This is a genomic window from Paenibacillus wenxiniae, assembly GCF_039822605.1.
Taxonomy (GTDB): domain Bacteria; phylum Bacillota; class Bacilli; order Paenibacillales; family Paenibacillaceae; genus Saccharibacillus; species Saccharibacillus wenxiniae.
Map to the genome: position 1 here is coordinate 680,827 of NZ_JBCGUH010000003.1, position 26,528 is coordinate 707,354.

The 26,528-nt window shown below is 44.8% G+C and carries 19 protein-coding genes; 7 read left to right on the top strand and 12 right to left on the bottom strand.

The annotated features are described in order from the left end of the window. Positions 1-70: 70 nt before the first annotated feature. The 11 genes from AAHF22_RS08810 to rpmH all read right to left on the bottom strand — a co-directional run bounded on the left by AAHF22_RS08810 (position 71) and on the right by rpmH (position 12,754). The gene (locus tag AAHF22_RS08810) at positions 71-1,261 is read right to left on the bottom strand and encodes an aminotransferase class V-fold PLP-dependent enzyme (RefSeq protein WP_347324621.1); all 1,191 of its coding nucleotides are present in this window, start codon (positions 1,259-1,261) and stop codon (positions 71-73) included. A 725-nt stretch (positions 1,262-1,986) separates the two neighbouring features. Beyond that, positions 1,987-2,835, bottom strand: a complete 849-nt coding sequence (locus AAHF22_RS08815) for a ParB/RepB/Spo0J family partition protein (protein ID WP_347324622.1) — start codon at positions 2,833-2,835, stop codon at positions 1,987-1,989. Beyond that, complete coding sequence (locus AAHF22_RS08820; protein WP_347324623.1) at positions 2,828-3,589, bottom strand: ParA family protein; 762 nt, start codon at positions 3,587-3,589, stop codon at positions 2,828-2,830. The genes AAHF22_RS08815 and AAHF22_RS08820 overlap by 8 nt, the downstream gene beginning before the upstream one ends. A gap of 79 nt (positions 3,590-3,668) precedes the next feature. Continuing rightward, a complete protein-coding gene (gene noc, locus AAHF22_RS08825; protein ID WP_347324624.1) occupies positions 3,669-4,487 on the bottom strand; it encodes a nucleoid occlusion protein in 819 nt (272 codons plus the stop codon). A gap of 798 nt (positions 4,488-5,285) precedes the next feature. Next, positions 5,286-6,008 (bottom strand): 16S rRNA (guanine(527)-N(7))-methyltransferase RsmG, encoded by a 723-nt coding sequence (gene rsmG, locus AAHF22_RS08830; RefSeq protein WP_347324626.1) that lies wholly within the window; start codon positions 6,006-6,008, stop codon positions 5,286-5,288. A gap of 2 nt (positions 6,009-6,010) precedes the next feature. Further along, the gene (gene mnmG / locus AAHF22_RS08835; RefSeq protein WP_347324627.1) at positions 6,011-7,897 is read right to left on the bottom strand and encodes a tRNA uridine-5-carboxymethylaminomethyl(34) synthesis enzyme MnmG; all 1,887 of its coding nucleotides are present in this window, start codon (positions 7,895-7,897) and stop codon (positions 6,011-6,013) included. A gap of 573 nt (positions 7,898-8,470) precedes the next feature. Further along, positions 8,471-9,847 (bottom strand): tRNA uridine-5-carboxymethylaminomethyl(34) synthesis GTPase MnmE, encoded by a 1,377-nt coding sequence (mnmE, locus tag AAHF22_RS08840; RefSeq protein ID WP_347324628.1) that lies wholly within the window; start codon positions 9,845-9,847, stop codon positions 8,471-8,473. Between the two features lie 225 nt (positions 9,848-10,072). Further along, a complete protein-coding gene (jag, locus tag AAHF22_RS08845; RefSeq protein WP_347324629.1) occupies positions 10,073-10,864 on the bottom strand; it encodes an RNA-binding cell elongation regulator Jag/EloR in 792 nt (263 codons plus the stop codon). Positions 10,865-10,938: 74 nt separating this feature from the next. Beyond that, positions 10,939-11,793: a YidC/Oxa1 family membrane protein insertase gene (locus tag AAHF22_RS08850; protein ID WP_347324630.1), complete on the bottom strand. Its 855-nt coding sequence runs from the start codon at positions 11,791-11,793 to the stop codon at positions 10,939-10,941. Positions 11,794-11,869: 76 nt separating this feature from the next. Then, positions 11,870-12,220 carry a ribonuclease P protein component gene (rnpA, locus tag AAHF22_RS08855; protein ID WP_347324631.1) on the bottom strand — a complete coding sequence of 117 codons (351 nt, stop codon included), beginning with the start codon at positions 12,218-12,220 and terminating at the stop codon, positions 11,870-11,872. A gap of 399 nt (positions 12,221-12,619) precedes the next feature. Then, positions 12,620-12,754 carry a 50S ribosomal protein L34 gene (rpmH, locus tag AAHF22_RS08860; protein WP_017815451.1) on the bottom strand — a complete coding sequence of 45 codons (135 nt, stop codon included), beginning with the start codon at positions 12,752-12,754 and terminating at the stop codon, positions 12,620-12,622. Between the two features lie 1,623 nt (positions 12,755-14,377). Here rpmH and dnaA point away from each other — a divergent pair. After that, complete coding sequence (dnaA, locus tag AAHF22_RS08865) at positions 14,378-15,730, top strand: chromosomal replication initiator protein DnaA (RefSeq protein ID WP_347324632.1); 1,353 nt, start codon at positions 14,378-14,380, stop codon at positions 15,728-15,730. A 205-nt stretch (positions 15,731-15,935) separates the two neighbouring features. Further along, positions 15,936-17,078 (top strand): DNA polymerase III subunit beta, encoded by a 1,143-nt coding sequence (gene dnaN, locus AAHF22_RS08870; RefSeq protein WP_347324633.1) that lies wholly within the window; start codon positions 15,936-15,938, stop codon positions 17,076-17,078. Positions 17,079-17,499: 421 nt separating this feature from the next. On the opposite strand, the gene AAHF22_RS08875 is transcribed toward dnaN, so the two are convergent. Beyond that, complete coding sequence (locus tag AAHF22_RS08875) at positions 17,500-17,823, bottom strand: hypothetical protein (protein WP_347324634.1); 324 nt, start codon at positions 17,821-17,823, stop codon at positions 17,500-17,502. A 319-nt stretch (positions 17,824-18,142) separates the two neighbouring features. On the opposite strand from AAHF22_RS08875, the gene yaaA reads away from it, so the two are divergent. From yaaA to gyrA, 5 genes are all read left to right on the top strand, one after another. Then, positions 18,143-18,361, top strand: coding sequence for a S4 domain-containing protein YaaA (gene yaaA, locus AAHF22_RS08880; protein WP_188778279.1), 219 nt, complete (start codon positions 18,143-18,145; stop codon positions 18,359-18,361). Positions 18,362-18,378: 17 nt separating this feature from the next. After that, positions 18,379-19,491, top strand: a complete 1,113-nt coding sequence (gene recF / locus AAHF22_RS08885; RefSeq protein ID WP_347324635.1) for a DNA replication/repair protein RecF — start codon at positions 18,379-18,381, stop codon at positions 19,489-19,491. Between the two features lie 14 nt (positions 19,492-19,505). After that, positions 19,506-19,757 (top strand): extracellular matrix regulator RemB, encoded by a 252-nt coding sequence (gene remB, locus AAHF22_RS08890; protein ID WP_188778275.1) that lies wholly within the window; start codon positions 19,506-19,508, stop codon positions 19,755-19,757. Between the two features lie 47 nt (positions 19,758-19,804). Next, positions 19,805-21,724, top strand: a complete 1,920-nt coding sequence (gene gyrB / locus AAHF22_RS08895) for a DNA topoisomerase (ATP-hydrolyzing) subunit B (RefSeq protein ID WP_347324636.1) — start codon at positions 19,805-19,807, stop codon at positions 21,722-21,724. A 432-nt stretch (positions 21,725-22,156) separates the two neighbouring features. After that, positions 22,157-24,706 carry a DNA gyrase subunit A gene (gyrA, locus tag AAHF22_RS08900; RefSeq protein WP_347324637.1) on the top strand — a complete coding sequence of 850 codons (2,550 nt, stop codon included), beginning with the start codon at positions 22,157-22,159 and terminating at the stop codon, positions 24,704-24,706. Positions 24,707-26,528 lie beyond the last annotated feature (1,822 nt).

Here is a 26,528-nt window from a genome sequence, read left to right on the forward strand (position 1 = left end):
ATGTACATCGTCTGGAGCATACTCCATCATTACAGCACATCATTCAATTACATTTCAACGTAGCCTAAACTCACACATTCGCTGTACGCTGAATAAATTGTACAGCCTCTAGCAGATGATCGATATGCTGCTCGGTAGTGCCATAACCGACACTTGTGCGTACTGCGCCGGTCGCTAGCGTTCCCGCAATCCGATGTGCAAGTGGCGTACAGTGCATGCCTGCACGTACAGCAATGCCATACTGCCGATCCAGTATAAAAGCAATTTGCGCCGGGTCCTGCTGCTCCATCACAAACGAAACGATACCTGTGCGCGGCTCTCCAGCTGCTGGCCCTAATATCCGCAATCCATTGATATCAGATAAACCATTTATCAGACGTATCACCAGCTGCTGTTCATGGGCAGCAATGGCTTCGATCCCTTGCTGGAGCACATACTGTACACCTGCTGCCAGTCCTGCGATTCCAGGCGTATTAGGCGTCCCTGGCTCATAGCGATCCGGGCGCACAGATGGCTGATTCGCTTCTTCTGATTGGCTGCCCGTCCCCCCATATAGCCAGGGAGTCAGATCGAGATCAGGAGCTATGTACAATCCACCTGTTCCCTGCGGGCCAAGCAATCCTTTATGCCCTGGAAATGCCGCCATATCGATCTCCCACTCCTGTAGCTTGACCGGAATATGCCCGGCACTTTGCGCAATATCAAGGAGAATACGAGCACCATGTCGATGAGCAAGCTGCGCCAGTTCTGCAACAGGCAAAATGCTACCGAGCAGATTCGAACTATGATTGCAGATTAATAAACGGGTCCGAGCGGTAAATGCTTGCTCGACCTCATGCAGCTCCAGCTGTCCCTTTGCATTCACCGGAACATAGGTCACTTCCACGCCCATAGAGCGTTTCAGCGCCTCCAGCGGTCTCCAGACCGAATTATGCTCGGTCATCGTAGCCACCACGTGATCACCAGCACGTACATAACCGAAAATCGCCATATTGAGCGCTACAGTCGTATTCGCCGTAAAAGCGATATCTACCGGATTACGCACATCCAGTAAACGAGCAAGCTGCTGCCTTGCTTTGAGCAATGTACGACTCGCCTGCACTGCCATGCGGTGACTACCTCTCCCCGGATTAGCCGATTCATGCGCCAGCGCATAATGAACAGCTTCCAGTACAGCAGGTGGCTTAGGCCAGGATGTAGCAGCATGATCCAAATAAACAATATCCTCAGATGTACCCGTGACCGATTTCTGAACGTTCAATGTGTACCCTCCACCAGCTATCCATCGATCCCAATTTTCCATAGGCAGCTGTATTGTTGTTCATACGTAGAAGCTTTTTTTGATATTACAGTTTGGCTGCTAGATTGAATTTATTGATCATAGTTGGCTACATTACAATTTGCAAAAAAGACATCGGAGTAGGGCAGCCTGTGATGACTAGTTTCATAGATGACTAGTTTCATAGAGACATAGCTTGATGGACATATAGCTTCATCTATCCATAGATTGGTGTGTGCATAAATTCATACATACGTAGATTCATTTGTGCATAGATCTGTATATGCATGAATTTATTCTATTTCATCCCAATCTACCCTAATTCTCATTCTAATCTACCCCATTTTACAACGTTCCTTATTTATTCATAAAAAAGACGCCCGACGTGATAAAGACGGGCGCCTGATCAGCCTTGTAGTGATGTTGCTCTCTTATGATGTTGTTACTTTTATATATAGCACTGGTTATATGAACACAATGAAACACGAAGATTCAACAATACATATCGCACATACATATCGCAGCCGTTGAGATCAGCATGAGATCACTCAAATTCATTGAATCAAATAATCAAGCTAGGATCAAATCTGTTTATATCCATTTCGTTATATCCATCGTGAGCACCGAACCAATCCAAATGATCCTTGCACCACCGATACGAATCGAACCGGTTTACGCTCATTACGAACCGTACAATCAAGCTATCATTACAGCTTGTTGAACAGCTGCAACAGTCGTTCCAGCTCTTGCCGATTATGATAACTCAGCTCGATCTTCCCTTTATCCTTGCTGCTATTACGAATCTTTACAGTCGTCTGGAAACGATCGCGTAAGGAGTGTTCCAGATCAGCCAGATAAGGATCAGCTTTCTTATCCCCTTCTGCTTCATTGCCTTTACGCTTGTTTTCCAAATTTTGCACTGCTTCTTCCAGCTGGCGTACGCTCCACTCGCCTTCAATCGCTTTATGAGCAATGGCAAGCAAAAGTTCTTCTTTTTTAATGCTAGCAAGTGCGCGTGCATGACCCATCGATAATGTTCCACGTGAAACATATTCTTTGATTTCTTCCGGCAGTGAAAGCAGTCGTAAGAAGTTGGCAATATGCGAACGAGATTTACCCACACGTACAGATAAATCTTCCTGTGTTAGCTTAAATTCATCCATCAACCCCTGATAGGCGGTCGCCAGTTCCATCGCATTCAAGTTTTCACGCTGCAAATTTTCGATCAGCGCAATTTCCATCACCTGCTGATCGCTAAATGTACGCACTACAGCCGGAATTGTTGTTTTACCAGCCGTTTGTGAGGCGCGGAAGCGACGCTCACCAGCGATAATTTCATAACCTTTTAGAACTTTGCGGACGATAATCGGCTGAATGACACCATGTTGAGCGATCGAATCGGCCAGTTCCTGCATGCCTTCATCATCAAATGTTTTACGTGGCTGGTACGGATTCGGACGCAGCTCTTTAATTGGAATTTCGATCACTTTATCATCCTCGCTTACAGACAGGGAAGGAATCAGCGCATCCAGTCCCTTACCGAGACGTTTACTCATACGATACCACTTCCTTTGCCAGCTCTAAATACACCTCTGCGCCCTTCGAACGCGGATCATACGTAATAATCGCTTTGCCGTGGGAAGGCGCTTCGCCCAGTCGCACATTGCGTGGAATAATCGTCCGATAGACTTTGTCCTGAAAATACTTTTTCACTTCTTCGATCACTTGCAAACCGAGATTTGTACGCGCATCCAACATCGTGAGCAGGACACCTTCAATTTGCAAATTTGTATTCAGATGCTTTTGCACCAAACGAACCGTATTCAGCAGCTGACTCAGCCCTTCCAGCGCATAATACTCACACTGGATCGGAATAATGACCGAATTGGCAGCCGTTAACGAATTAATGGTCAAAATGCCAAGCGAAGGCGGGCAATCAATCAGTATGTAATCATAGCCCTGCTTGACCTGCTCAATCGCATTTTTTAAACGCAACTCGCGCGAGATCGCCGGCACCAGCTCTACCTCTGCTCCAGCGAGCTGAATCGTTGCTGGAATAATATCAAGGCCCTCAATCGCTGTCGACTGTACCGCATCTGCTGGTGCTATATCATTAATAATAACATCGTAAATACAATTTTCCACATCCGCTTTATTGATGCCAACACCGCTGGTCGTATTGCCCTGCGGGTCGATATCAATCAACAACACACGTTTGCCCAGCGTAGCCAGACAAGCGCCCAGATTTACAGAGGTTGTCGTTTTACCGACCCCACCCTTTTGATTCGCTATAGCAATCACTTTGGACAACTACTTCACCCCAATGTTAGAAAGTCACTTGATGTGCGGTTTGTGAAGACAGAAAAAGCGGCATCATGCCGCCCCTCTGTCAGCGCTTTGGTATTTTAATTACGATCTCGTAATGATCATCATGATCCTGCTCTGATGTATCGATCGCAAGACCAGAGCCAGATACCATATCGATTGACTGACGAATCGTATTTAGTGCCAGACGAACATCCTTACTGTATGATACACGCTTGGATTTTTTCTTCGTCTGACTTTTTTCTTTGTAAAAAGCAACGCGCGCTTCCGTTTGCTTCACATTTAGTTCTTTTTCAATAACTTCCTTCATAATTCGTAGCTGTAACTCTTCACTATCGAGTGATAACAACGCACGTGCATGACGCTCGGTCAATTGACGAGCCATCAGCGCTTGCTTAATATCCTCTGGAAGCTGAAGCAGACGAATTTTGTTAGCGATGGTCGATTGGCTTTTGCCTAAACGTTGAGCCAGACTTTCCTGTGTAAGCGAGTGCAAATCCAGTAGCTTCTGATACGCGATCGCTTCCTCGATGGACGTTAATCCTTCACGTTGCAGGTTCTCGATCAATGCAATCGAAGCAGCTTGAGAATCGTTAAATTCACGCACAATCGCCGGGATCGTGGGCAGACCAAGCTTGCTTACTGCTCTCCAGCGCCGTTCACCTGCGATAATCTCATATTTTCCATCACGTGCGCGCACAACAATCGGCTGAATAATGCCATGCGTTTTGATCGTCTGGCATAACTCGTCGATCTTCGCATCATCAAATATCGTGCGGGGCTGATATGGACTGGTCGTGATGTTCGCAACCGGGATTTGTTTGACTTCATCCCCATTTACTCGTTCGGACAAGCCAAACAACTTGGAAATTTGTTCTTTCATTCCGTATGAGACCACCTAATCTTATGATAGCAGCACCTGTCCATACAAGGCAGGCGTACTTAAAATACCGATAACCGGCAAGCATATTCGCTGCCTGTATGCCCTGTATTGGGGCATGTTTCGTCTCCCCATTTTATCACTTTTCCATACATAATCCTACGATAACTGAATAAATTTCTGTGAAATTTGGTGGTGAAATTGTTTTGAGAATTTAGCATGGTTTACAGTTTTTTTCGTAATTAAACAGTTATAGCAGCTATTGTGTTCACGTATTCATGTGAATGATTGTGTATAGCGTTGTATAACGATTTGTATATGCTTTTGTACAGTGAATATGGGATGCAGATAAGTTAGTTAATGTTCCACGTGAAACATTGAATTGAGCTTTGGTTACAAGTGATTTTTAATCAAAATGTAGCTTTTTATTTTGTATGAGTGAATATAGGAGCTGGTGCAGATAGCACTTCAATTAACTTTTTCAAACCGTCTTTTTACATAATCTCAATTTAGAATTTTGGACTATATACTATCTATACATCGTGAATAGCTTCATCTACGCACTCCCTACATTTCTTTTCCTTAGTACAAAAAAGCCCCTCTATCCTAACGTAAGGATAAAGAGGCTACCTTTTCATACTTATTTTATTAATGGCATTATCATCATTAACAATTGGATCAACCAGCATGGTCTACAATGTTCATATGCTATTTTAGCAAACTGTACATAACAATCTACCAAACGACATATTAATGAGCGATACAAACTCCAACACCATTGCATAGCTTACACACCAACTATCAAATCAGCGGTTCTTTCAGCGGTGTGCCTGCTTTACGTGGATATCTAGCAGGTGTAGCGGCTTCCTTTTCGATCAAAACGATATGGCGGTCAGACTGCTCAACCGGTAATTGGAAATGATGTACTTGATCCAGTTTACCTTTCAGCAAACCGAGGCTGCGACGCGATTCCTTAATCTCTTCGGTGAGATCACTACCTTTCATCGCGGCAAATGTTCCACCGGGCTTAACGAAAGGCAGACAGAATTCGTTCAAAACCGCCAAACGTGCGACAGCTCTAGCTGTGACTAGATCATGTGCATCGCGATAGCCTTCTTTACGTCCCCACTCTTCCGCACGTCCGTGAATGAGTTCCACATCTTCCAGACCGAGACGATCCACTACACTTTGCAAAAACTTGATACGCTTATTTAGCGAATCGATAATGCGCAGTTTGAGATGTGGGAATACAATTTTCAGCGGAATGCCTGGAAAACCAGCACCAGAGCCAATATCGGCAAGGCTCGATACCGCACTCATATCGGTATAAAAGGCCAGCGTGAGCGAGTCATAGAAATGCTTGGTGTACACTTGATCTCGCTCTGTAATGCCGGTCAGATTCATTTTTTCATTCCATGTGATCAATTCTTCGTAGTATGCTTCAAATTGCTGGAGCTGGCGTTCATCTATAGTGATGCCCTTGTCTGCCAGCATATCGGTAAATTGTTGCTGTATGGAATCCATCATTACCCCCGGGATGCTGTTACGCGGTTATAGTGCTCCAGATAGACGAGCAGAATCGAAATATCGGCTGGTGTGACACCAGAAATACGGGAAGCCTGTCCAATCGACAACGGACGGATTTTCGCCAGCTTTTGCTGTGCTTCGATCGCCAGTCCTTTTACTTCTTCGTAGACGATATCTTCCGGCAGCTTCTTTTTCTCCATCTTTTTCAGACGCTCCACATGGGCGAGCTGTTTTTCGATATAACCAGCGTATTTGGTTTGAATTTCGACCTGTTCTTTCATATCGTCCGTCAGTTCTTCCGGTGATGGAGACAGACTTTCGATAGCTGCATACGATACTTCAGGACGACGCAGAACGGTCAGCAAATCGGTGCCATTTTGCAGCGGTGCAGATTGCAGCGATTCCAGCATACCATTCACATCAACCGGTTTTACTTTCACTTTGCTTAGGCGCTCGACTTCACGTTCCACTTTTGCTTTTTTATCGAGGAATGTATGATAACGATCTTCGGTGATCAGACCGATATCATGACCGATTTCCGTCAAACGCAGATCGGCATTGTCATGACGAAGCAGCAGACGATATTCTGCACGCGAAGTGAGCAGGCGGTAAGGCTCATTTGTGCCTTTCGTAACCAGATCGTCGATCAATACGCCAATATACCCCTGCGAACGATCCAGCACGATGCCTTCTTTGCCCTGTGCACGGCGTGCCGCATTAATACCTGCCATCACACCCTGTCCAGCAGCTTCTTCATAACCGGATGTACCATTGATTTGGCCCGCTGTGAACAGACCGGGTACACGCTTCGTTTCCAGTGTTGGCCAGAGCTGTGTAGGCACCATTGCATCGTATTCGATTGCATAGCCGTTACGCATCATCGTTACATTTTCCATACCTGGAATCGAGCGTAGTACACGCAGCTGTACATCTTCAGGCAGACTGGTAGACAGTCCCTGTACATAATACTCCGATGTATTTTTACCTTCTGGCTCCAGGAAAATCTGGTGCTTTGGTTTGTCGCTAAAACGAACGACTTTATCTTCAATCGATGGGCAATAACGTGGGCCGGTACCTTCGATAATACCGGAGAACATCGGCGCACGATGCAGATTATCGTTAATAATCTGATGCGTTTCTTCAGAAGTATACGTTAACCAGCATGGCATTTGCTCATTGCTGGACGATTTCGTTTCATACGAGAAAAATTTCGGCTGGTCATCGCCAGGCTGAATTTCAGTTTTGCTAAAATCTATCGTATCACGGTGTACACGCGGTGGTGTACCGGTTTTAAAACGTACCAGCTCAAAGCCCAGCTCACGCAGGTGCTCGGACAGCTTGAGGGATGGTTGCTGATTGTTCGGGCCGCTTTCATATGCCAGCTCACCCATAATGATTTTACCGCGCAAATACGTACCGGTCGTCAAGACGATCGACTTCCCTTTATAAGTCGTACCGGTTTGTGTGATCACGCCTGTACATACGCCGTCTTCCACGATCAGATGATCAACCATCCCTTGACGCAACGTCAGATTCGGTTCATTTTCCATCGTTTCTTTCATCGCATGTTGATACATAAACTTATCTGCTTGCGCGCGCAATGCATGCACCGCAGGTCCTTTACCTGTGTTCAGCATACGCATTTGAATAAACGTTTTATCGATATTACGGCCCATCTCGCCGCCCAGTGCATCAATCTCACGCACAACATGACCTTTTGCCGGACCACCGATTGACGGGTTACATGGCATAAATGCGATCATGTCCAGATTGATCGTTACCATCAGCGTGCTACAGCCCATACGTGCCGCAGCTAACGCTGCTTCTGCACCCGCATGACCAGCACCAATGACGATAACGTCGTATTCTCCACCCACATAGCTCATGGGTATTCCTCCTCTATTGCTCAAGTCACGCTTACCGCGACTGCAAGTAAAATAAATAAACAGCTAACTTCCTACATATTACTGCGATATATCGTTGTCGATGAATGGATGACAGATACATGCTATCCATCTACCACGCCTACACAACCCCATCGACGTATCGGCAACAAGTCCAATATAATATATCCCACTTTAACAGTTGATTTACTATGCTTTTACAAGCTAGATCGCATGGACTACATCATTCACACACCCGCCATAAACATAAAGACCGAACATTCATCGTATACCAGAAACGGAATATTCATTACCTACCCAAATCCATATTTTATTTGATCGTGTTCTATAACAATAGCGTTCACGCAAACCAACCGTCTGTCTACGTCCACTTTCGTCCTGTAGACACGCCAGAGTAGCCCTCAACCATATCGAAAAGGGCTACTCCAGTAGTATAACGTATAATTTACGATTTTATAGACGTTTTGCACAATAAAATCGGCAAAATATTAAAATTTAAGCCTATTCTATTTGTATTCAAGCCTATTACCGCTATGGATACGTTTTATTTATCGATTATTTACCGAGACAGAACTGTGAGAAGATCTGATCGATCAGCGAATCCGGCGCAGAATCACCGATAATTTCGCCCAGTTGCTCCCATGCGAGTCGTACATCGATCTGGATCATATCGATCGGAATGAACTGATCAGCTGCCTCATACGCATCCTGCAACGAACGCTTCGCCTGTTTGAGCAGACCGATATGACGCACATTGCTGACATAGGTCACATCATTCGCTTCTAGCTTGCCGCCGAAAAACAACGACGAGATCGCCTGTTCCAATCGGTCCACACCCTGCTCATCTTTCACCGACATCTCCACAATTTGCTGCTCGTCAAAATGCTGTAATAATACGCTACGATCCAGCTGCGGCGGCAGATCAATTTTGTTCAAAATAACGATCACCTGACGACCGCTAATTTGCTCCATTAGCTCGATTTCATCCGCATGCAGCGGTTCACTGCTATTGAGTACAAACAGCAACAGATCCGCATCGTTGACCGCACCACGTGAGCGCTCTACACCGATCTTTTCCACCACATCCATCGTCTCGCGAATACCAGCGGTATCCAGCAGTTTGAGCGGAATATTGTTAATCGTCACATATTCCTCAATCACATCGCGCGTCGTACCTGGAATATCTGTCACGATCGCTCGATTATCGTGTGCCAGCGCATTGAGCAAAGACGACTTGCCCACATTGGGACGCCCAACGATCGCCGTCGTAATGCCTTCACGCAAAATTTTACCTTCGTTCGCTGTACGCAGCAGCTTATCGATCTCGGTCATCACTTCAGCCGACTTATTTTTGATCAAATCCGATGTAAACGACTCCACATCATGCTCAGGATAATCGATATTGACCTCAATATGCGCCAGTGTTTCGATCAATGTTTGCTGTAATGGCTTAATCTGGCGTGACAATTTACCTTCTACCTGCTTGAGTGCGACCGAGAACGCACGATCCGACTTTGAACGAATCAGATCAATGACGCCTTCTGCCTGCGACAGATCAATACGTCCATTCAAAAAGGCACGCTTCGTAAACTCACCTGGCTCAGCGATGCGAATACGTTGTTGTAGCAAAATGTCCATGACCCGGCGTACAGCAACTACGCCGCCGTGCGAGCTAATTTCGATCACATCTTCCGTCGTAAACGAACGCGGTGCACGCATAATCGTTGCCAGCACTTCCTCCACTCGCTCACCGGTAGCTGGATCGATAATATGTCCGTAATGCACAGTATGGCTATCCGCCTGATCCAGAGCAACACGTCCCTTGAATATACGACTGACTTCGGCAACTGCCTCCGGTCCGCTCACACGAATAACCGAAATACTGGCTTCGCCAACCGCGGTGGCAATTGCTGCAATAGTATCGCTAACCATCTTTACTCATCCCTTCCGATCTATCTACTGGTACTTTGATTGTCCTACTCGTTTTTTAACTGCGATTCCATCCTACCGATCTTCTATACGTAAAATGTGCAGCAGCTATACGATATACGTATACACCGCCATCCTCATCTAATGGGCAGAATCATGTCCTAAATAAAAAGCAATGATTTTCTACCCGCAGGTAAAAAATCATTGCATTCCGATACGTTCTAAACGTCAATTCCGTTCGTTTCCAGCAGAGCCTGCACGCAGTGCGATCACAACGCGGCGATTCGGTTCCTCACCTTTACTGGCGGTTTTGACACGATTATGATTTTGCAGACGTGCATGGATCACCTTGCGCTCTTGCGAAGACATCGGCTCCAGCACCACCTCTCTACCCGAACGAACGACCTTGTTAGCCAGCCGATCGGCTAGCTCTTCCAGTGTCTTACGGCGGCGGTCACGGAAATTTTCCGCATCCAGCACAATCCGAATGAATTTGTCCGAGTATCGATTAGCCACGATATTAACCAGATACTGAAGTGCATCCAGCGTTTGACCACGCCTTCCGATCAGCAAACCTAGATCACTGCCGGAGATGCTCATCACATAGCCATCGCGGTTACGCTTAACATCCACCTGCAACTCCAGACCGATGCTTGTACCGACATCGCGCACAAGCTGCATCGCTTCCGCACAAACTTCTTCCGGCGAAGCCGGACGATCTGTCGTAGCGGCCGTTTCCTGCGCTGGTGCTGTGTTCGTCGTAGTAGCAGACTCGGTAGAGCGTTGTTCACGCTGTGGCATCGTCGCAGCAGGCTTAGGTGTACTGCTCGGAATCGAAACTTCAGATTCTAGCAACGTTAGCTTGACCTGGGCCTGCTTTGCACCGATCAGACCGAGAAATCCTTTGGACGGTGCTTGCAAAATCGTCACGTCAACATATTCTTTGGTCGTATTCAGACGGGCAAGCCCTTCCGAAATAGCATCATCAATGGTTTTTCCAGACGCAATGACTGTAGTCATCTCGATGTTCGGCCCTCCTCAACTGTAGTAAGGATACTTAAGAACATTCCGGATTTACATGAAAAGGTATGCGTTTAGCGACGTTTCTTTTTCGATTTCTTCTTGTTGCGGTTTCTGTTCGCTGATGGCGTTTTACCTGGATCAACAGCGACACCCAGATCGGTAACAATCGGCTGATTGTTGCGATACAGGAAGTAGTTTTGTACGATCGTGTAAATGTTGCTGTATACCCAGTACAATGGCAATGCAGCCGGGAATGTCCACGACATAATTGCGATAATAACAGGGTAAATATACATCATCATCTGCATTGGACCCTGCATCGAAGCTGGGTTCATACGCATCATCATCCATGTTTGCAGGAATGTCGTTGCAGCAGCGATGAGTGGCAAAATATGAAATTTGTCAGGCTCACCAAGCTGGAGCCATAAGAACGTGTGCTCACGCAGAGCACTGTTATAAATAATCGCATTATACAAGGCGATAAAAATCGGCATTTGAATCAACAGCGGGAAACATCCAGCAGCTGGATTCACCTGATTTTCCTGGAACAGCTTCATCGTTTCAGCTTGCTGTTTTTGCGGATCATCCTTGTGCAGCTCACGTAGCTTTTGCAATTGCGGTTGGATCGCTTGCATCGCTTTGGAGCTTTTGACTTGCTTGAGCGTTAACGGCAAAATCAGTGTACGTACAATCAATACCAGAACAAGGACAGCCAGACCATATTCACCGTTAAACCAGTTGGCAAATGTGTCCAGTGCATACGCAAACCAGTACACAACATACCGGTTCCACCATCCGTGGTTTAATAAATCTGCTGTTGTATGGGTCTGTACCGTACTAGGCGTACAACCAGCCAACAGGGCTACCACTGCGAAAGCAGCGATAAGGAGGAACCATTTTCCCCCGCGAGTCTTCAATTGCGACACTTCATAACCCCTCTCTTGACCATTGCATTTCCTTGCAAATCATATCATATTTGACAGCACAAATAAACCGAAAGCGTTACCGCCGCGAGCGTTTTAGCAGTGAAGATTTGCGCAACACGTGCAGAATGCTTTTCTCCAGCTCCTGATAAGAGAGCGTAAGCGCTCCTTTACGCACGATAAAGATCATATCGATATGCGGCACGATCTCATCGGCATGATGACGCACAATTTCTTTCACCACCCGGCGCATTCGGTTACGAACAACCGCATTGCCTACCTTTTTGCTAACCGATACACCCATGCGGAATTGCTCGATGTCCTTTTTTTGAAACCAGTACACAACAAACTGGTGATTGGCAAAAGACCGTCCATGACGGTATACGCGACTGAAATCAGCGCGGTTTCGCAAACGCAGCTTTTTTTGCACCCTTCATTCTCCTTAGCTGTGGCGTCCGGCATATCATCAAGTTGGCAGCAGGCCGGTACGCTCTATTTTTGCCAGCTTGTAACGCCAGGCAAAAATGCTTCCTTGTTTCTGATTCGGTAACAGCGTTCTAGTTATTCTATAGTTCAAGCGCTTGCCCTACATAGAATACGAAACATCATATTCCTATCGCTGGATAAACAGACGATTTCGCTAGCTTTAGCATGCTGAAGCTTCAATGGATCTTAAATCAAGCTCCACGTGGAGCAGATCAAGCACCAACATAGCGCATATCTAACTTCATTGGCGAATTTGCAAATAAATCGTCGGTTAATACACCCTTTGCAGGCCAAACGGTAATATTAAGAAAAAAAGACCACCGCAGTGGTCTTTGTGTACATATTAGGCACTGATGACTTTTCTGCCTTTAAGGCGACGAGCCGCCAGCACTTTACGGCCGTTTTTTGTACTCATTCTTTTACGGAATCCATGTACTTTACTGCGTTTTCTTACATTCGGTTTAAACGTCGGTCTCATATTGTGCACCTCCTTGCAGGTAATTATATCCCATATTGATTCTATGTCTGTTCACATAAAAATACCAATTTATATTTAATCATGGAAAACACCATGCCGTCAATGAATTTTCCGCATTTCGTAGGAATAATTTTTTTGACATGCAGGCTGGGATATAGGGTGAGAATTTCACTTCTATATATGCAGGCAAAACTTTAGTGCAAGTGGGTGTGACGGGAATTTGATCTGGATTTGATCGAATGCGTACAGGCAGGGTTGGCTGATGTGTATGAATTGAAGATGGCATGGTGTGCAATACGCGCTCCGAAAAAGGATAGGGGAACGAATTCCGGTGGAGGAATGAGAATCGACGGATTAGAAATACATATAGATTCTTACACTTCGGAAACTGTAAACTATTTTCCCTTCACAAAAATCACTTTTCATTCCAAATTCGCGTTAGAAAACCAATAACACGATAAATCATTGATAAATTATTCCTTATTCCTCTTCCTCTTCTACGTGCTGCTTATTTCATTTGGATCAAACTATACTCCAATCAAAAAACTTCACTATTGCACATTAGAACATGATAAGTAAACCAACTATTTACACCAGTAGATTTTTAGAATTTGATTCCTTAAAATTTAGCATTACATGCAATACTCCAAATTACCGTTCTGCATCTTTCTGCATGTTAAGGCTTCACTCTCTCATCACCTATCTCACATGTATATGATCCCATACAAGATGATCAACGCATAAGGTCAAAATAAATAGTATTGATCAGACTCAGATAAGTGCACAACATCCATACATAAAACAACTTTTCTCACTTATTGATTTGCTATGTACTAACAATTGCTTAATTCATCCACCATATATTGATGTCTAAAACAGTAGCTTGCTTTCATTCCCTGCCCTCTCAAAGTATAGGGTCTTGTAATGTTCTTTTATATCCAGTTTGCGAGCAGCACATAGCAGAAGGAACGGAATAAGGAAAAAGGGCGATTTGCAGTGTTAGCGATTTTCTAACACGAGGTTCAATCAAAATGGATTTTTGCGCAGCAAAATATGTTACTGCTTCTGAGGGGTGGGAATCTACAATTCACTTCTAATCCGTAGCTTCCTACGGCTCCATCCCAGTCCGTTTCCTTCTCCCTTCTAATAGCGCTTCATGCACACAGCAAAAAAGCAGCACAAGCCATTTATCCACAATCATTTTAACCCCCAAACTTATACACAGTTATCCACTACCCGCCCATTTTCCTGTGAATAGTGAAAAAATTTTTTCCACAACCCTCCCTATGGTTCCAAACAACTTATAAACAATATCTAGTGGTGTGCATAACTTTTATACACAACAGATTGAATTTGTGGATAAAATGTCAGTTTTCATTGAAATCAAGGGTTCTTTTTGCTATTATGATATTGTTTTCGATGTGAATAGATCGTACTAATCTAAAAATTATCAACAGCCTGTGGATAAAGTTGTGAACAATTTCCTCTTATCCATTTTTTCACTTATCCACCGCTTTGGTATTCTGGGGATAATTCTACGCCATTGATTATAAACATTTTCATCATTTTCGATATCCTTGCATGGCTTCAGCCACAATTGGAAGTTTAAAGGAGTGACAGTCTGTGGACAGCCATACCTCCGAATTATGGCAGCAAATACTATCAATCATTCAGACAAAGCTCAGTAAGCCGAGCTTTGATACCTGGTTCAAGGCAACCAAAGCGCTGACATTTACGGAACATTCGATCGTGATCTCAGCACCGACTACCTTCGCCGTCGAATGGCTGGAAAGCCGCTATACCAAACTCGTCAGCTCCACGGTTTATGAAGTTTTAGGAAGACAGGTCGATGTGAAATTCGTGATTGAAGAAGCAGTGCCAGAAGAAGCGCTCATTTTGCAACAGACACCGGCACAGCCGGCAGCTGTTCAGATGGACGAGCCTGTGGCAAATATGCTAAATCCCAAATATACATTCGATACATTCGTAATCGGAGCGGGCAATCGCTTTGCCCATGCGGCCTCACTGGCAGTTGCAGAGGCCCCGGCCAAAGCTTATAACCCGCTGTTTTTGTATGGAGGCGTAGGACTGGGAAAGACGCACTTGATGCATGCGATCGGGCATTACATTTTGCAGCATAACCCGAACAGCAAAGTCGTCTACATTTCGTCCGAAAAATTCACGAACGAGTTTATCAACTCTATCCGCGATAATCGGGGCGAGAGCTTCCGCAACAAGTACCGCAACATCGATATTTTGCTGATCGATGATATTCAGTTTCTGGCGGGAAAGGAATCGACACAGGAGGAGTTTTTCCATACGTTTAACGCGTTGCACGAGGAGAGCAAGCAGATTATTATTTCCAGTGACCGTCCGCCAAAAGAGATTCCGACGCTGGAAGAACGCTTGCGTTCACGGTTTGAGTGGGGTTTGATCACCGACATTCAGCCACCGGATCTGGAGACACGGATTGCAATTTTGCGGAAAAAAGCAAGAGCGGAAAATCTGGATATTCCGAACGAGGCGATGATGTATATCGCTAACCAGATCGATACGAACATTCGTGAATTGGAAGGCGCGCTAATCCGCGTTGTCGCCTACTCGTCGCTGACGAATCAGGATGTGACTTCGCATCTGGCAGCGGAAGCGCTGAAAGACATTATTCCTTCCAGCCGTCCCAAAATGATCACTATTCAGGATATTCAGCAGCGCGTCGGCGAATATTACAACCTGAAACTTGAAGACTTCAAAGCGCGGAAGCGCACAAAGGCCGTAGCGTTCCCACGGCAGATTGCGATGTATTTATCGCGTGAGCTGACCGACTACTCGTTACCGAAGATCGGCGAAGCATTTGGTGGTCGTGATCATACGACCGTGATTCATGCGCACGAAAAAATATCCCAGTCGTTAAAAGCCGACCAGGATCTGTTTAAAGTGGTTAACAATCTGATGGACAAAATCAAAAATCCATCCTGAACAACAAGCAAGCCTATACACACTTTATACACATGTGGATAGGCTTAATTTTATGCGGCTTTAGGGCACTTATCCACATATTCAGTGTCCCTACTACTGCTACTATTAATTATTTAAAACATTCTTCTTGCTAAACGCACCTTTCGGTGCCGATTGAAAAAAAGGATATGTACAAGCATGAATCATGCTGGTTAGGAGTGAAACCATGAAGATCCAAATCTCTAAAAATTATTTAAACGAATCGATCCAACAAGTATCTAAAGCGATTTCCAGTCGTACCACTATTCCCATTTTGAGCGGAATCAAATTCGATGTGAGCTATTCCGGTGTAACCTTAACAGCGAGCGATACCGATATTTCTATTCAATCTTTCATACCCGCTGAAAACGATAGTAAAACGATCGTAGAGATTGAACGCCCGGGTAGTGTCGTTTTACCAGCGAAATTTTTCGTTGAAATTATTAAAAAACTGCCTTCACAAGAAATCGAAATGGAAGTGAAAGATGGCTTCCAAACATTTATCCGTGCAGGTGCTACCGATATCCAACTCGTTGGTTTAGATCCGGAAGAATTCCCGGTATTGCCTAACATCGAAGAAAACCAGCAAATCTCCGTTCCAGGCGATCTGTTGAAAAATATGATCAAACAAACCGCATTTTCCATTTCCACACAGGAAACAACGCCTATTCTAACCGGTGTGCTCTGGAATCTGGTAGAAGGCGAACTTAAATTCGTTGCTACCGACCGTCACCGCCTGGCCAGTCGTACTGTTAATCTTGGTGAAGATACCGGTGTTCGTTTCAGCAATGTGGTCATTGCTGGTAAAACACTAAACGAATTGAGTAAAATTATTCCCGATCAAAACCAGCTGCTTGATATCGTTGTAGCCGACAATCAAGTGCTGTTCAAAATCGATCGCGTATTGTTCTACTCCCGCATTCTGGATGGCACATACCCGGACACATCCAAAATTATCCCGACCAGCTTCAAAACCGAGCTTGTAATCGATACGAAAAAGCTGGCTGATTCGATCGACCGTGCCTACCTGCTTTCCCGTGAGGAAAAAACGAATATCGTTCGTATGCAAACACTGGAAAATGGCGCAGTCGAAATTTCCTCCAGTTCTTCCGAGCTTGGACGCGTAACCGAGCAGCTGGATATCGCAAAGTTTGAAGGTGAGCCGCTGCGCATTTCGTTCAACTCCAAATATATGCTCGATGTGCTCAAAGTGATCGAAAGTGAGCAGCTGTCGATCCAATTTACCGGTATTATGAGCCCGATCATCATCAAGCCGCTGGATGAAAGCCGCAGTCTGTACATCATCCTGCCTTACCGGACAACGAATTAAACGCATTGTTCAACATTTTAGCTATGTATGTTATGCTAATCAGCTGCTGTTCCAACCGAGACCCAAACTTCGGTGGAACAGCAGCTTCTCATTTGGCCAACTCCAGGCGAGTCTAACCAAATACGCCAGAGTCGAGCAGCTGTGAATAAATCAATTTCGCAAATCTTATGCACATGTGTATAACTTTTGCAGCAGTACAAACGATTCCAGTTCTCCACATGTGACTAGTTTTCGTCCATTCCGTTCATAGCATACAGAACAATGAAATTGAGATTTGCCGTTCTTGCGCAATTATCAAAAAAGGCACGTACCGACATTACGCGGTACATGCCTTTTTATGCTGTTCCATGTTTTGAACGATAATGATCCTCCCATTGTGAAATCTTCCGAGACTCCATTTTCGCTAAAATTTTTCTTTTTTCTAAAAAGGAATCTGTCCTTTGAACGGAGCAAATCTAGTTAGATCTGCACCTTGATCAACCAGATACGCCAGTGCTTGCTCTAATTCGCTAAATTCACGTTGTTCCTCGGTAGCTACATCCTCGTAGATGTCCATTTGATCCGCATCAATCTGAAAATAATAAGCGACGTATCGATGATTCCTTTTCTGGATCGCATATTGTATCAATCGATTGGGCGTCATGTTGTCCGCGTCAAAAGACTGTTTATGATCGGTGTAGAAGGAATAACCTCTCATTTTGCCAGCTTTTAAATCATTCCGTAATCGCTGCATCCTGTCATTCATCGTTATGACCTGCCTAATGTATTTATAGAGTTGATCATAATTATACTTGCAAAAGCGTATGTATCCTACATCAACACACACTTATCTTGAACCGCATACTATACATCACTCCTCCTATAGATCAACTAGCGAATGAGCATCCCGTCAACAATAAAATTAGCAATTTCAATCACAAAACGATTCCAACTAGCAAAAAAGAGCCGCATACTTTGCCTGTAACCGTAGTAGTGCAACTTTGACTATGGTATGATGCTAAGATCTGGCTATTCATTTGGATCGGCCCAATAACCCATCGTCGAAAGGACGGTTTATAAATATTATGAAAAACATTTCCATTTCCACGGAATATATCAAATTGGATCAATTTTTGAAACTGGCAGATTGCGTCTCAACTGGAGGAAGTGCAAAAGCGCTCCTGCAAGAGCAAATGGTCAAAGTTAACGGAGAGCTAGAGGAGCGTCGTGGTCGCAAACTTTATCCTGGTGATGAGGTTGAAGTACAGGGCGAAGGTAGCTTTAAGGTTCAGAGCGGGCAATAAACCGGAGGAGCTTATCCATGTTCATCAACCAAATCAGCCTACAAAATTATCGCAACTATGAAAGCCTGAAGCTTGATTCCTTTGGCCCGGTCAATTTGTTCATCGGACAAAATGCGCAGGGAAAAACAAATCTGATTGAGGCACTGTTTGTATTGGCACTGTCCAAATCGCATCGGACGAGCAAAGATAAAGAGCTGATCTCGTTTGGCGCCGATCATGCACGCATTGCATGTGAGGCGGACAAACGATACGGCAAGGTCAAGCTAGAACTGAACTTTTCTGCACGCGGCAAAAAGGCAAAAATCAACGGGCTGGAGCAGCGCAAGCTGAGCGATTTTGTCGGTACGATCAATGCCGTGATGTTTGCGCCGGAAGATCTGGAAATTGTCAAAGGCTCGCCTGGTATCCGCCGTCGTTTTCTCGATATGGAGATTGGTCAGGTGCAGCCAAGCTACCTGCATCATTTGCAGCAGTACCAAAAAGTGCTGCAACAGCGCAACAATTTCCTTAAGCAAGCATGGGGTGCTGGCAGCAAAGACAGTACGATGCTTGATATTTGGAACGAGCAGCTCGTGGAGCACGGCGTGAAGATCGTACAAAAGCGCAAACGGTTTATCCACAAGCTGCAAGGCTGGGCGGAAAATATCCACATGGGGATAACCGGTGGCAAGGAGCAGCTTCTTTTATCCTATGTGCCCTCATTTGGTGCGGCCGAAGAAGAAGATGAAGCTGTCTTATTTGAGCAATTTATGGTAAAATTATCACAGGTGAAAGAACAGGAATATCGCCGTGGCGCGACTCTGGCAGGTCCGCATCGAGACGATCTTGCCTTTCACATTAACGGCAATGAAGCAGCGGTGTTTGGCTCACAGGGACAACAACGTACAACCGCTTTATCGCTGAAACTTGCTGAAATCGAATTAATTCACGAAGAGATCGGGGAATACCCGATTCTTTTGCTGGATGACGTTTTATCCGAACTGGATCCTTACCGTCAAACTCAGTTGATTGAGACATTTCAGGACAAAGTGCAGACTTTCATCACGGCTACCGGAATCGAGAGCCTCAATGCCGGTCGTCTGAAGGAAGCCCAGATTTTCCATGTCCATCAAGGGCATATTGAGAAGTAAGGGAGGTCCGTTCCATGTATATACATTTGGGTGGTGAGAAGATCATCCGTTTCTCGGAGCTTGTTGCCATTTTCGATATATCGATTGAAAAGTCATCCAAAATCTCCAAACAATTCGTCAGCTTTGCTCATGAAGACAAAAAGGTAGAATCGATCGGTGAGGAGGAACCGAAATCGATCGTTGTGACCAAAAATAAAGTGTATTATTCCCCCATCTCCTCCGCCACGCTGAAAAAGCGGACCAACAGCTTTTTGATGAACGCTTAGGTACAGCCAGGAAGGCTGTCTAAAATACAGAAGTAGGTGAAAATAGCATGTCGACGAATCAACCGGCTTATGATGCCAGTCAGATACAGGTGCTTGAAGGTTTGGAAGCCGTACGTAAACGTCCGGGTATGTATATCGGATCGACCAGCTCCAAAGGCTTGCATCACCTGGTCTGGGAAATTGTAGATAACAGTATTGACGAGGCGCTTGCCGGATACTGTGATCATATCGAAGTAACGATCCATGAGGATAATAGCGTAACCGTTGTCGATAACGGACGTGGTATTCCTGTAGGCGTAGAAGCGAAAACACAGCGCTCTGCGCTTGAAGTCGTTATGACCGTACTCCATGCCGGCGGTAAATTCGGCGGTGGCGGATACAAAGTGTCCGGCGGTTTGCACGGTGTTGGTGTATCGGTTGTGAACGCATTGTCTGAGCATGTACGCGTAGTCGTAAAAACAGACGGCAAAGTACATCAGCAGGAATACAAGCGTGGCGCACCGGTCGAGGATATCAAAGTGTTACGGGATATGACCGAGGGTGAAGGAACCGGTACGACCGTAACATTCAGACCGGATCATGAGATTTTTACCGAAACGACCGTTTATGATTACGATACATTGCTTGGACGCATCCGTGAGCTAGCTTTCCTGAACAAGGGAATCGCTCTAACACTCACAGATGAACGCACAGGAGTATCGAATCATTTCCGATACGAAGGCGGTATTATCGAGTACGTGCAGTATTTGAATCAAAACCGTGAAGTGATCAACGAGCAACCGATCTACGTTGAAGGAACACGCGAGCAAATTCAAGTTGAGATTGCACTGCAATACAACGAAGGCTATACCGAAAATATTTACTCTTTTGCTAACAACATCAACACCCATGAGGGCGGTACGCATGAATCCGGCTTTAAGAGCGCACTGACACGTATTATTAACGATTATGCGCGTCGTAACGGTTTGCTCAAGGACAATACGGGCAATCTGACGGGTGAGGACGTGCGTGAAGGTTTGACGGCGATCATCTCGGTCAAAATTCCAGAGCCTCAGTTTGAAGGTCAGACGAAGACGAAGCTCGGTAACAGTGAAGCACGCGGTATCGTAGAATCGTTATTCTCCGAGAAGCTGCAAGAGTTTCTGAACGAGAATCCTTCGGTTGCTCGTCGAGTACTGGACAAAGCACTGCAAGCTTCTCGCGCACGTGAAGCGGCTCGTAAGGCACGTGAGCTGACTCGTCGTAAAAGTGTACTCGAAGTGAGTGCATTGCCTGGTAAGCTGGCAGACTGCTCGTCTAAAGATGCTTCGATCAGTGAACTGTACATCGTTGAGGGTGACTCTGCGGGCGGCTCTGCAAAGCAGGGACGTGATCGTCACTTCCAGGCGATTTTGCCGCTGCGAGGCAAAATTTTGAACGTTGAAAAAGCGCGGTTAGATCGTATTCTCGGTAATGCCGAGATTCGTGCGATCATTACAGCACTTGGTACAGGCATCGGTGACGATTTCGATCTGTCTAAGGCGCGCTATCATAAAGTGATTATCATGACGGATGCGGATGTCGATGGTGCGCATATTCGTACGTTGCTGCTGACATTCTTCTACCGCTACATGCGCCAGATCATCGATGCAGGCTACGTCTACATCGCCCAGCCGCCGCTTTTCAAGATCGAGCGCAATAAAACAGCGGTCTATGCAAACTCCGAGCGTGAGCGCGACGAGATCATTGCTGGTTTTGGCGAAAATGCCAAATTCAATGTACAGCGCTATAAAGGTCTGGGTGAGATGAACGCTTCTCAGCTATGGGAAACAACGATGGACCCGGAAAGTCGCATTATGCTACAGGTTAGCATTCAGGATGCGATTTTGGCTGATGCGATCTTTGATACACTGATGGGCGACAATGTTGAACCACGTCGTGATTTTATTCAAGAAAATGCGAAGTACGTTAAAAACCTCGATTTCTAAGTGATGGATCGTGCGCGATCCCGATATACGTCTGGATAGGATACAAACAAATCGGTGTAATTATGCATATGCAAAAGGGGTATCTGCCACATGGTGGATGCCCCTTTCCATGTATATATGCCGGATTGAACGAAGAAATGACGAACATTATACCGTTTACAAGATTTTAGATTAAAACGTTATGAAAAGTGCTGTAAATAGCGCGAAAACACAGGACATCACACGAAAAAAATGGTATAATAAAGTGATGTAGCACCGGGCATAGCATCATTACGAATTCGCCTTTGTGGCGAATCATTTTCCTATCATTCTGGCAAGAGGAAACTTATTTTTATACAGGGTCTGCTGCTGACTGATCACCAACATTCATAGCAGAACCAGAGAGCATCCATTTGTGCAAACGAAGGCTGCAATAAGGAGGCTAAGCTTAGCATGGCGGAAGAGAATTTTTCGCAGATTAAAGACCGGGATATCGGTACGGAGATGCGCGAGTCCTTTATGGACTATGCGATGAGTATTATCGTCAGCCGGGCTTTGCCTGACGTACGTGACGGACTCAAGCCTGTACACCGGCGTATTTTATATGCAATGTCGGAACTCGGCATGGCACCGGATAAGCCTTACAAGAAGTCGGCGAGAATCGTCGGCGAAGTTATCGGTAAATACCACCCGCACGGAGACACAGCCGTTTACGATACGATGGTTCGTATGGCACAGGACTTCTCCATGCGTTATATGCTTATTGATGGACATGGTAACTTTGGTTCGGTCGATGGCGATATGGCAGCAGCTATGCGTTACACCGAAGCACGTATGTCCAAAATGGCACTAGAAATGCTGCGTGATTTGAACAAAGACACCGTTGATTTTATTCCTAACTATGATGGTGAAGAACGCGAACCGGTTGTATTGCCAGCTCGTTATCCTAACCTGCTCGTGAACGGTGTATCTGGTATCGCTGTAGGGATGGCGACTAATATTCCACCTCATAATCTTGGAGAAGTTATTGATGGCGTTCAAGCGATGATTGAGAACCCTGATATTACTTCGATGGAATTGATGGATTACATCCACGGCCCGGACTTCCCGACTTCTGGTTATATTTTGGGACGCTCAGGTATTCGTCAGGCGTATCAGACCGGTCGTGGTTCGATCACGATGCGTGCCAAAGCAACGATCGAGGAAAATAACAACAAAGCACGTATCGTCGTCAACGAGATCCCATATCAAGTGAACAAAGCACGCCTCGTGGAGAAGATTGCTGAGCTGGTACGTGAGAAACGTATTGAAGGCATTACAGATCTGCGCGATGAATCCGACCGTAACGGGATGCGGATTGTAGTCGAGCTGCGTCGTGATGTGAATCCGAATGTCGTATTGAACAACCTGTACAAGCATACAGCGATGCAGTCTACGTTTGGCGTCAATATGCTGGCGATCGTGAACAACGAACCGAAGCTACTCGGCTTGCGTGAAGTGATTCACCATTACATCCAGCATCAGATCGAAGTCATTCGTCGTCGTACAGAGTTTGACCTCAAAAAAGCCGAGGCTCGTGCGCATATCCTTGAAGGCTTGCGCATTGCGCTCGACAATGTAGATGCGATGATCGCACTTATTCGTGGCTCCCAGACAACAGAGATAGCGCGCGAATCATTGATGGAGCGCTTCTCACTGAGTCAGGAGCAAGCACAGGCGATTCTGGATATGCGTCTGCAACGTTTGACTGGTCTGGAACGCGATAAGATCGAGAATGAATATAATGAGCTACAGCGCCTGATTGCAGAATACCGTGATATTTTGGCGAATCAAGCGCGTGTGCTTGAAATTATTAGCGAAGAGCTGAATGAGCTTAAGCAGCGCTTTAATGATGAGCGCCGTACGGAAATCACAGTAGGCGAAGAGAGCATTCTGGACGAGGATCTGATTCCACAGGAAGAGGTCGTCGTTACTGTTACTCATACCGGTTATATTAAACGTTCTCCGGTAACCACATACCGCAGCCAGCGCCGCGGTGGTCGAGGCGTTATGGGTGTCGATATGAAGGATCAGGACTTTGTCCAGCATCTGTTCGTAACGAATTCTCATAATCATCTACTATTCTTTACCGACAAAGGTAAAGTATACCGGATTAAAGCTTACGAAATTCCAGAGCTGGGACGTACAGCACGCGGAACACCGGTCATTAACCTGATTCAGATCGAACAGGGTGAATCAGTCAATGCTGTGATTCCAGTACAGGATTTCGAGGGCGATCAATACCTATTCTTCGGTACACGCCAAGGGGTTGTGAAGAAGACACGCCTGGATGATTATGTGAACATTCGTAAAGGCGGTCTAATTGCGATCAATATGCGTGAGGACGACGAACTGATTGAAGTGAAACTGACTGACGGTAAGCAAGACATGATCATGGGTACTGCTTACGGGATGTCGATTCGCTTTAACGAGTCAGACGTTCGCTCTATGGGTCGTAGCGCTACCGGTGTAAAAGGGGTAACGCTGGATGAGGGCGATCGTGTCGTCGGTATGGATATTATTAGCGACGACATGAAAGTGCTTATCGTTACAGCGAAAGGCTATGGTAAACGCACGCCTGGCGACGAGTATCGTATACAAAGTCGCGGTGGTAAAGGGATCAAAACGATGAACGTAACGGATAAAAACGGTGAATTGTCTGGTTTGAAGGTCGTTGGTGATACAGACGATCTGATGATCATTACAACAAGCGGTACGCTAATCCGTATGGGCATCGAGACGATTTCGACGATGGGACGTAACACACAGGGTGTACGTCTGATCCATATCCGCGACGAAGATGCCGTAGCAACCGTCTGTGTGACGGCGAAGAGTGAAGATAGCGAGGATGAGCTGGAGCCAGTAGAAGCAGGTACAGAGGCAGAAGGAACAGAGTCTGCTGCGACTGCTACGGACACACCATCCGATTCTTCCGACAACGAAACGAACGAAACGACTGAATAATCCAAAAAGCTCTACAGTGTTCGCTTATGTCCTATTATGGACGGAACGCTGTAGAGCTTTTTTTCTAATATTTACTGTTTTACTGTCTTACTGTTTTACTGTCTCAGCTATAAGTTCGCAGACTATAGCTTTTTCCAAGAGATTGAGTTTGACCGCTACACAATTTTGCAATCTTGCGATTTTGAGATTCTGAAAGGTTTTTGAGAAGGTTTTTAGATTGTTGAAAAGATCTTTCTTTAAAAAGATCTTTAATTGTAGAAATCGATATCAGTGTCTATTGCTGCTGCTTACTACTGAGAGGCAGCTAATGTTTTGGACATGACCGCAAGTAAGCTATTCCGATAAAGTTACATTTAAATCCGAGTATGAGTAGAATAAACAATGGTTGATAGCTTGAAATAGAATAATTACCTGATGTGCTCAACATTCATTTTTTAAAATACCAATCGTACAGATCGATACAACTGAACGAGTCTAGCAGGATGCTGTCCTCCATTCTAGTTTTTATAGTTTGAAGACATACCCTAGAATAAATTAATAAAGAAAATAATACGTTCATATTAATAAAGAATATGGTGATACAGAACATATTAATAAAGAAAATGCTCCCCAAACTAAAGAAATCTAAAGAAAAGATAATATGTAGCTTGAGCATAAATCACATATTCCTTTACTATGTTAAAAGTATATTTGAAGTATAATCCTCGATACGTTACCAATACGATCGTAAAATGCCTACCGGATATGTAGTCTATATCGCTGTAAACTTTCATATACATACCCATCTTATAAATACACATGATCCAATACATGCTGAATTCATATGTAGCTCAATTAAAATGTAAATGATGTTATGACCAGTATAGGTGCAACAAATCGGGATCCGGTATACATTCAGTGTAATATATACATGTTCCACATACATATAGAAGGAACTTATCCTCCAGAGTAGAAAACACATTTTAAGAAGCAATACATGAGAAAGATGAGATTTTCACACAAACATATCAGATTTATTGCTTATTCATCGACTATCTTTATTGTCTTGCTAGTTATAGAAGGTAAAGTAATACAAGCGTCATACAAGCAAGAAAGAATAACGAAGCTATAAAGATATAGCATAGCTGTAAAGATACAATATCGAAATGTTATTGAAACTGTTCAACGGATTTACATCCATCTAGGGATGACGACAGGGTCATCCCTGTTCTCATATAAAAAACTATCACGAATAATAGAAATGCAAAGTTCGATGAACAAACGCTAAGCAATATGGTATATGTACCAAATGAGAGCATTATTCGTAGAGAGTATTTTATATTATAAGCTTATAAATCAAGAGGACTAACCAAAGTTAGCTATTGGTTAGCTATTCGAGGAAAGCTTCTATATACTATAGTAATCGTTGCAATAACAATGCCGTACTATCATCATAAATAGGTTTAAAAAAGTATTAAAAAGGAATTTTGAAATTTTGCTAAAAGAAGTGTTGACTCTTCATATAATCGTATGATATAGTCTTATGTATAAGTCTTCGAGACACATTCTGCTTCAAACTCATGTCAAACGGAGCTTGAAAATAACTTCAAAAAAAGTTGTTGACAGATGGTTGAAGAGATGATATGATATAAGAGTTGCTGCGAGATACACTGAGCAGCAACAAAAGAGTTTGATCTTTGAAAACTGAACAACGAGTGAGTGAAGAACTTAGTTCTTCAAATTATAGAGAACAGCAATGTTCTCGCCAGCAAGAAATGAGCACGTCAAACACTTTATTGGAGAGTTTGATCCTGGCTCAGGACGAACGCTGGCGGCGTGCCTA

Excerpts from the sequence above, each read along its gene's own strand:
- AAHF22_RS08815 (WP_347324622.1), bottom strand. The coding sequence starts at position 2,835 with ATGAGTAAACGTCTCGGTAAGGGACTGGATGCGCTGATTCCTTCCCTG.
- noc (WP_347324624.1), bottom strand. The coding sequence starts at position 4,487 with ATGAAAGAACAAATTTCCAAGTTGTTTGGCTTGTCCGAACGAGTAAAT.
- rsmG (WP_347324626.1), bottom strand. The coding sequence starts at position 6,008 with ATGGATTCCATACAGCAACAATTTACCGATATGCTGGCAGACAAGGGC.
- mnmG (WP_347324627.1), bottom strand. The coding sequence starts at position 7,897 with ATGAGCTATGTGGGTGGAGAATACGACGTTATCGTCATTGGTGCTGGT.
- mnmE (WP_347324628.1), bottom strand. The coding sequence starts at position 9,847 with ATGGTTAGCGATACTATTGCAGCAATTGCCACCGCGGTTGGCGAAGCC.
- jag (WP_347324629.1), bottom strand. The coding sequence starts at position 10,864 with ATGACTACAGTCATTGCGTCTGGAAAAACCATTGATGATGCTATTTCG.
- rpmH (WP_017815451.1), bottom strand. The coding sequence starts at position 12,754 with ATGAGACCGACGTTTAAACCGAATGTAAGAAAACGCAGTAAAGTACAT.
- dnaN (WP_347324633.1), top strand. The coding sequence starts at position 15,936 with ATGAAGATCCAAATCTCTAAAAATTATTTAAACGAATCGATCCAACAA.
- AAHF22_RS08875 (WP_347324634.1), bottom strand. The coding sequence starts at position 17,823 with ATGAATGACAGGATGCAGCGATTACGGAATGATTTAAAAGCTGGCAAA.
- yaaA (WP_188778279.1), top strand. The coding sequence starts at position 18,143 with ATGAAAAACATTTCCATTTCCACGGAATATATCAAATTGGATCAATTT.
- recF (WP_347324635.1), top strand. The coding sequence starts at position 18,379 with ATGTTCATCAACCAAATCAGCCTACAAAATTATCGCAACTATGAAAGC.
- remB (WP_188778275.1), top strand. The coding sequence starts at position 19,506 with ATGTATATACATTTGGGTGGTGAGAAGATCATCCGTTTCTCGGAGCTT.
- gyrB (WP_347324636.1), top strand. The coding sequence starts at position 19,805 with ATGTCGACGAATCAACCGGCTTATGATGCCAGTCAGATACAGGTGCTT.
- gyrA (WP_347324637.1), top strand. The coding sequence starts at position 22,157 with ATGGCGGAAGAGAATTTTTCGCAGATTAAAGACCGGGATATCGGTACG.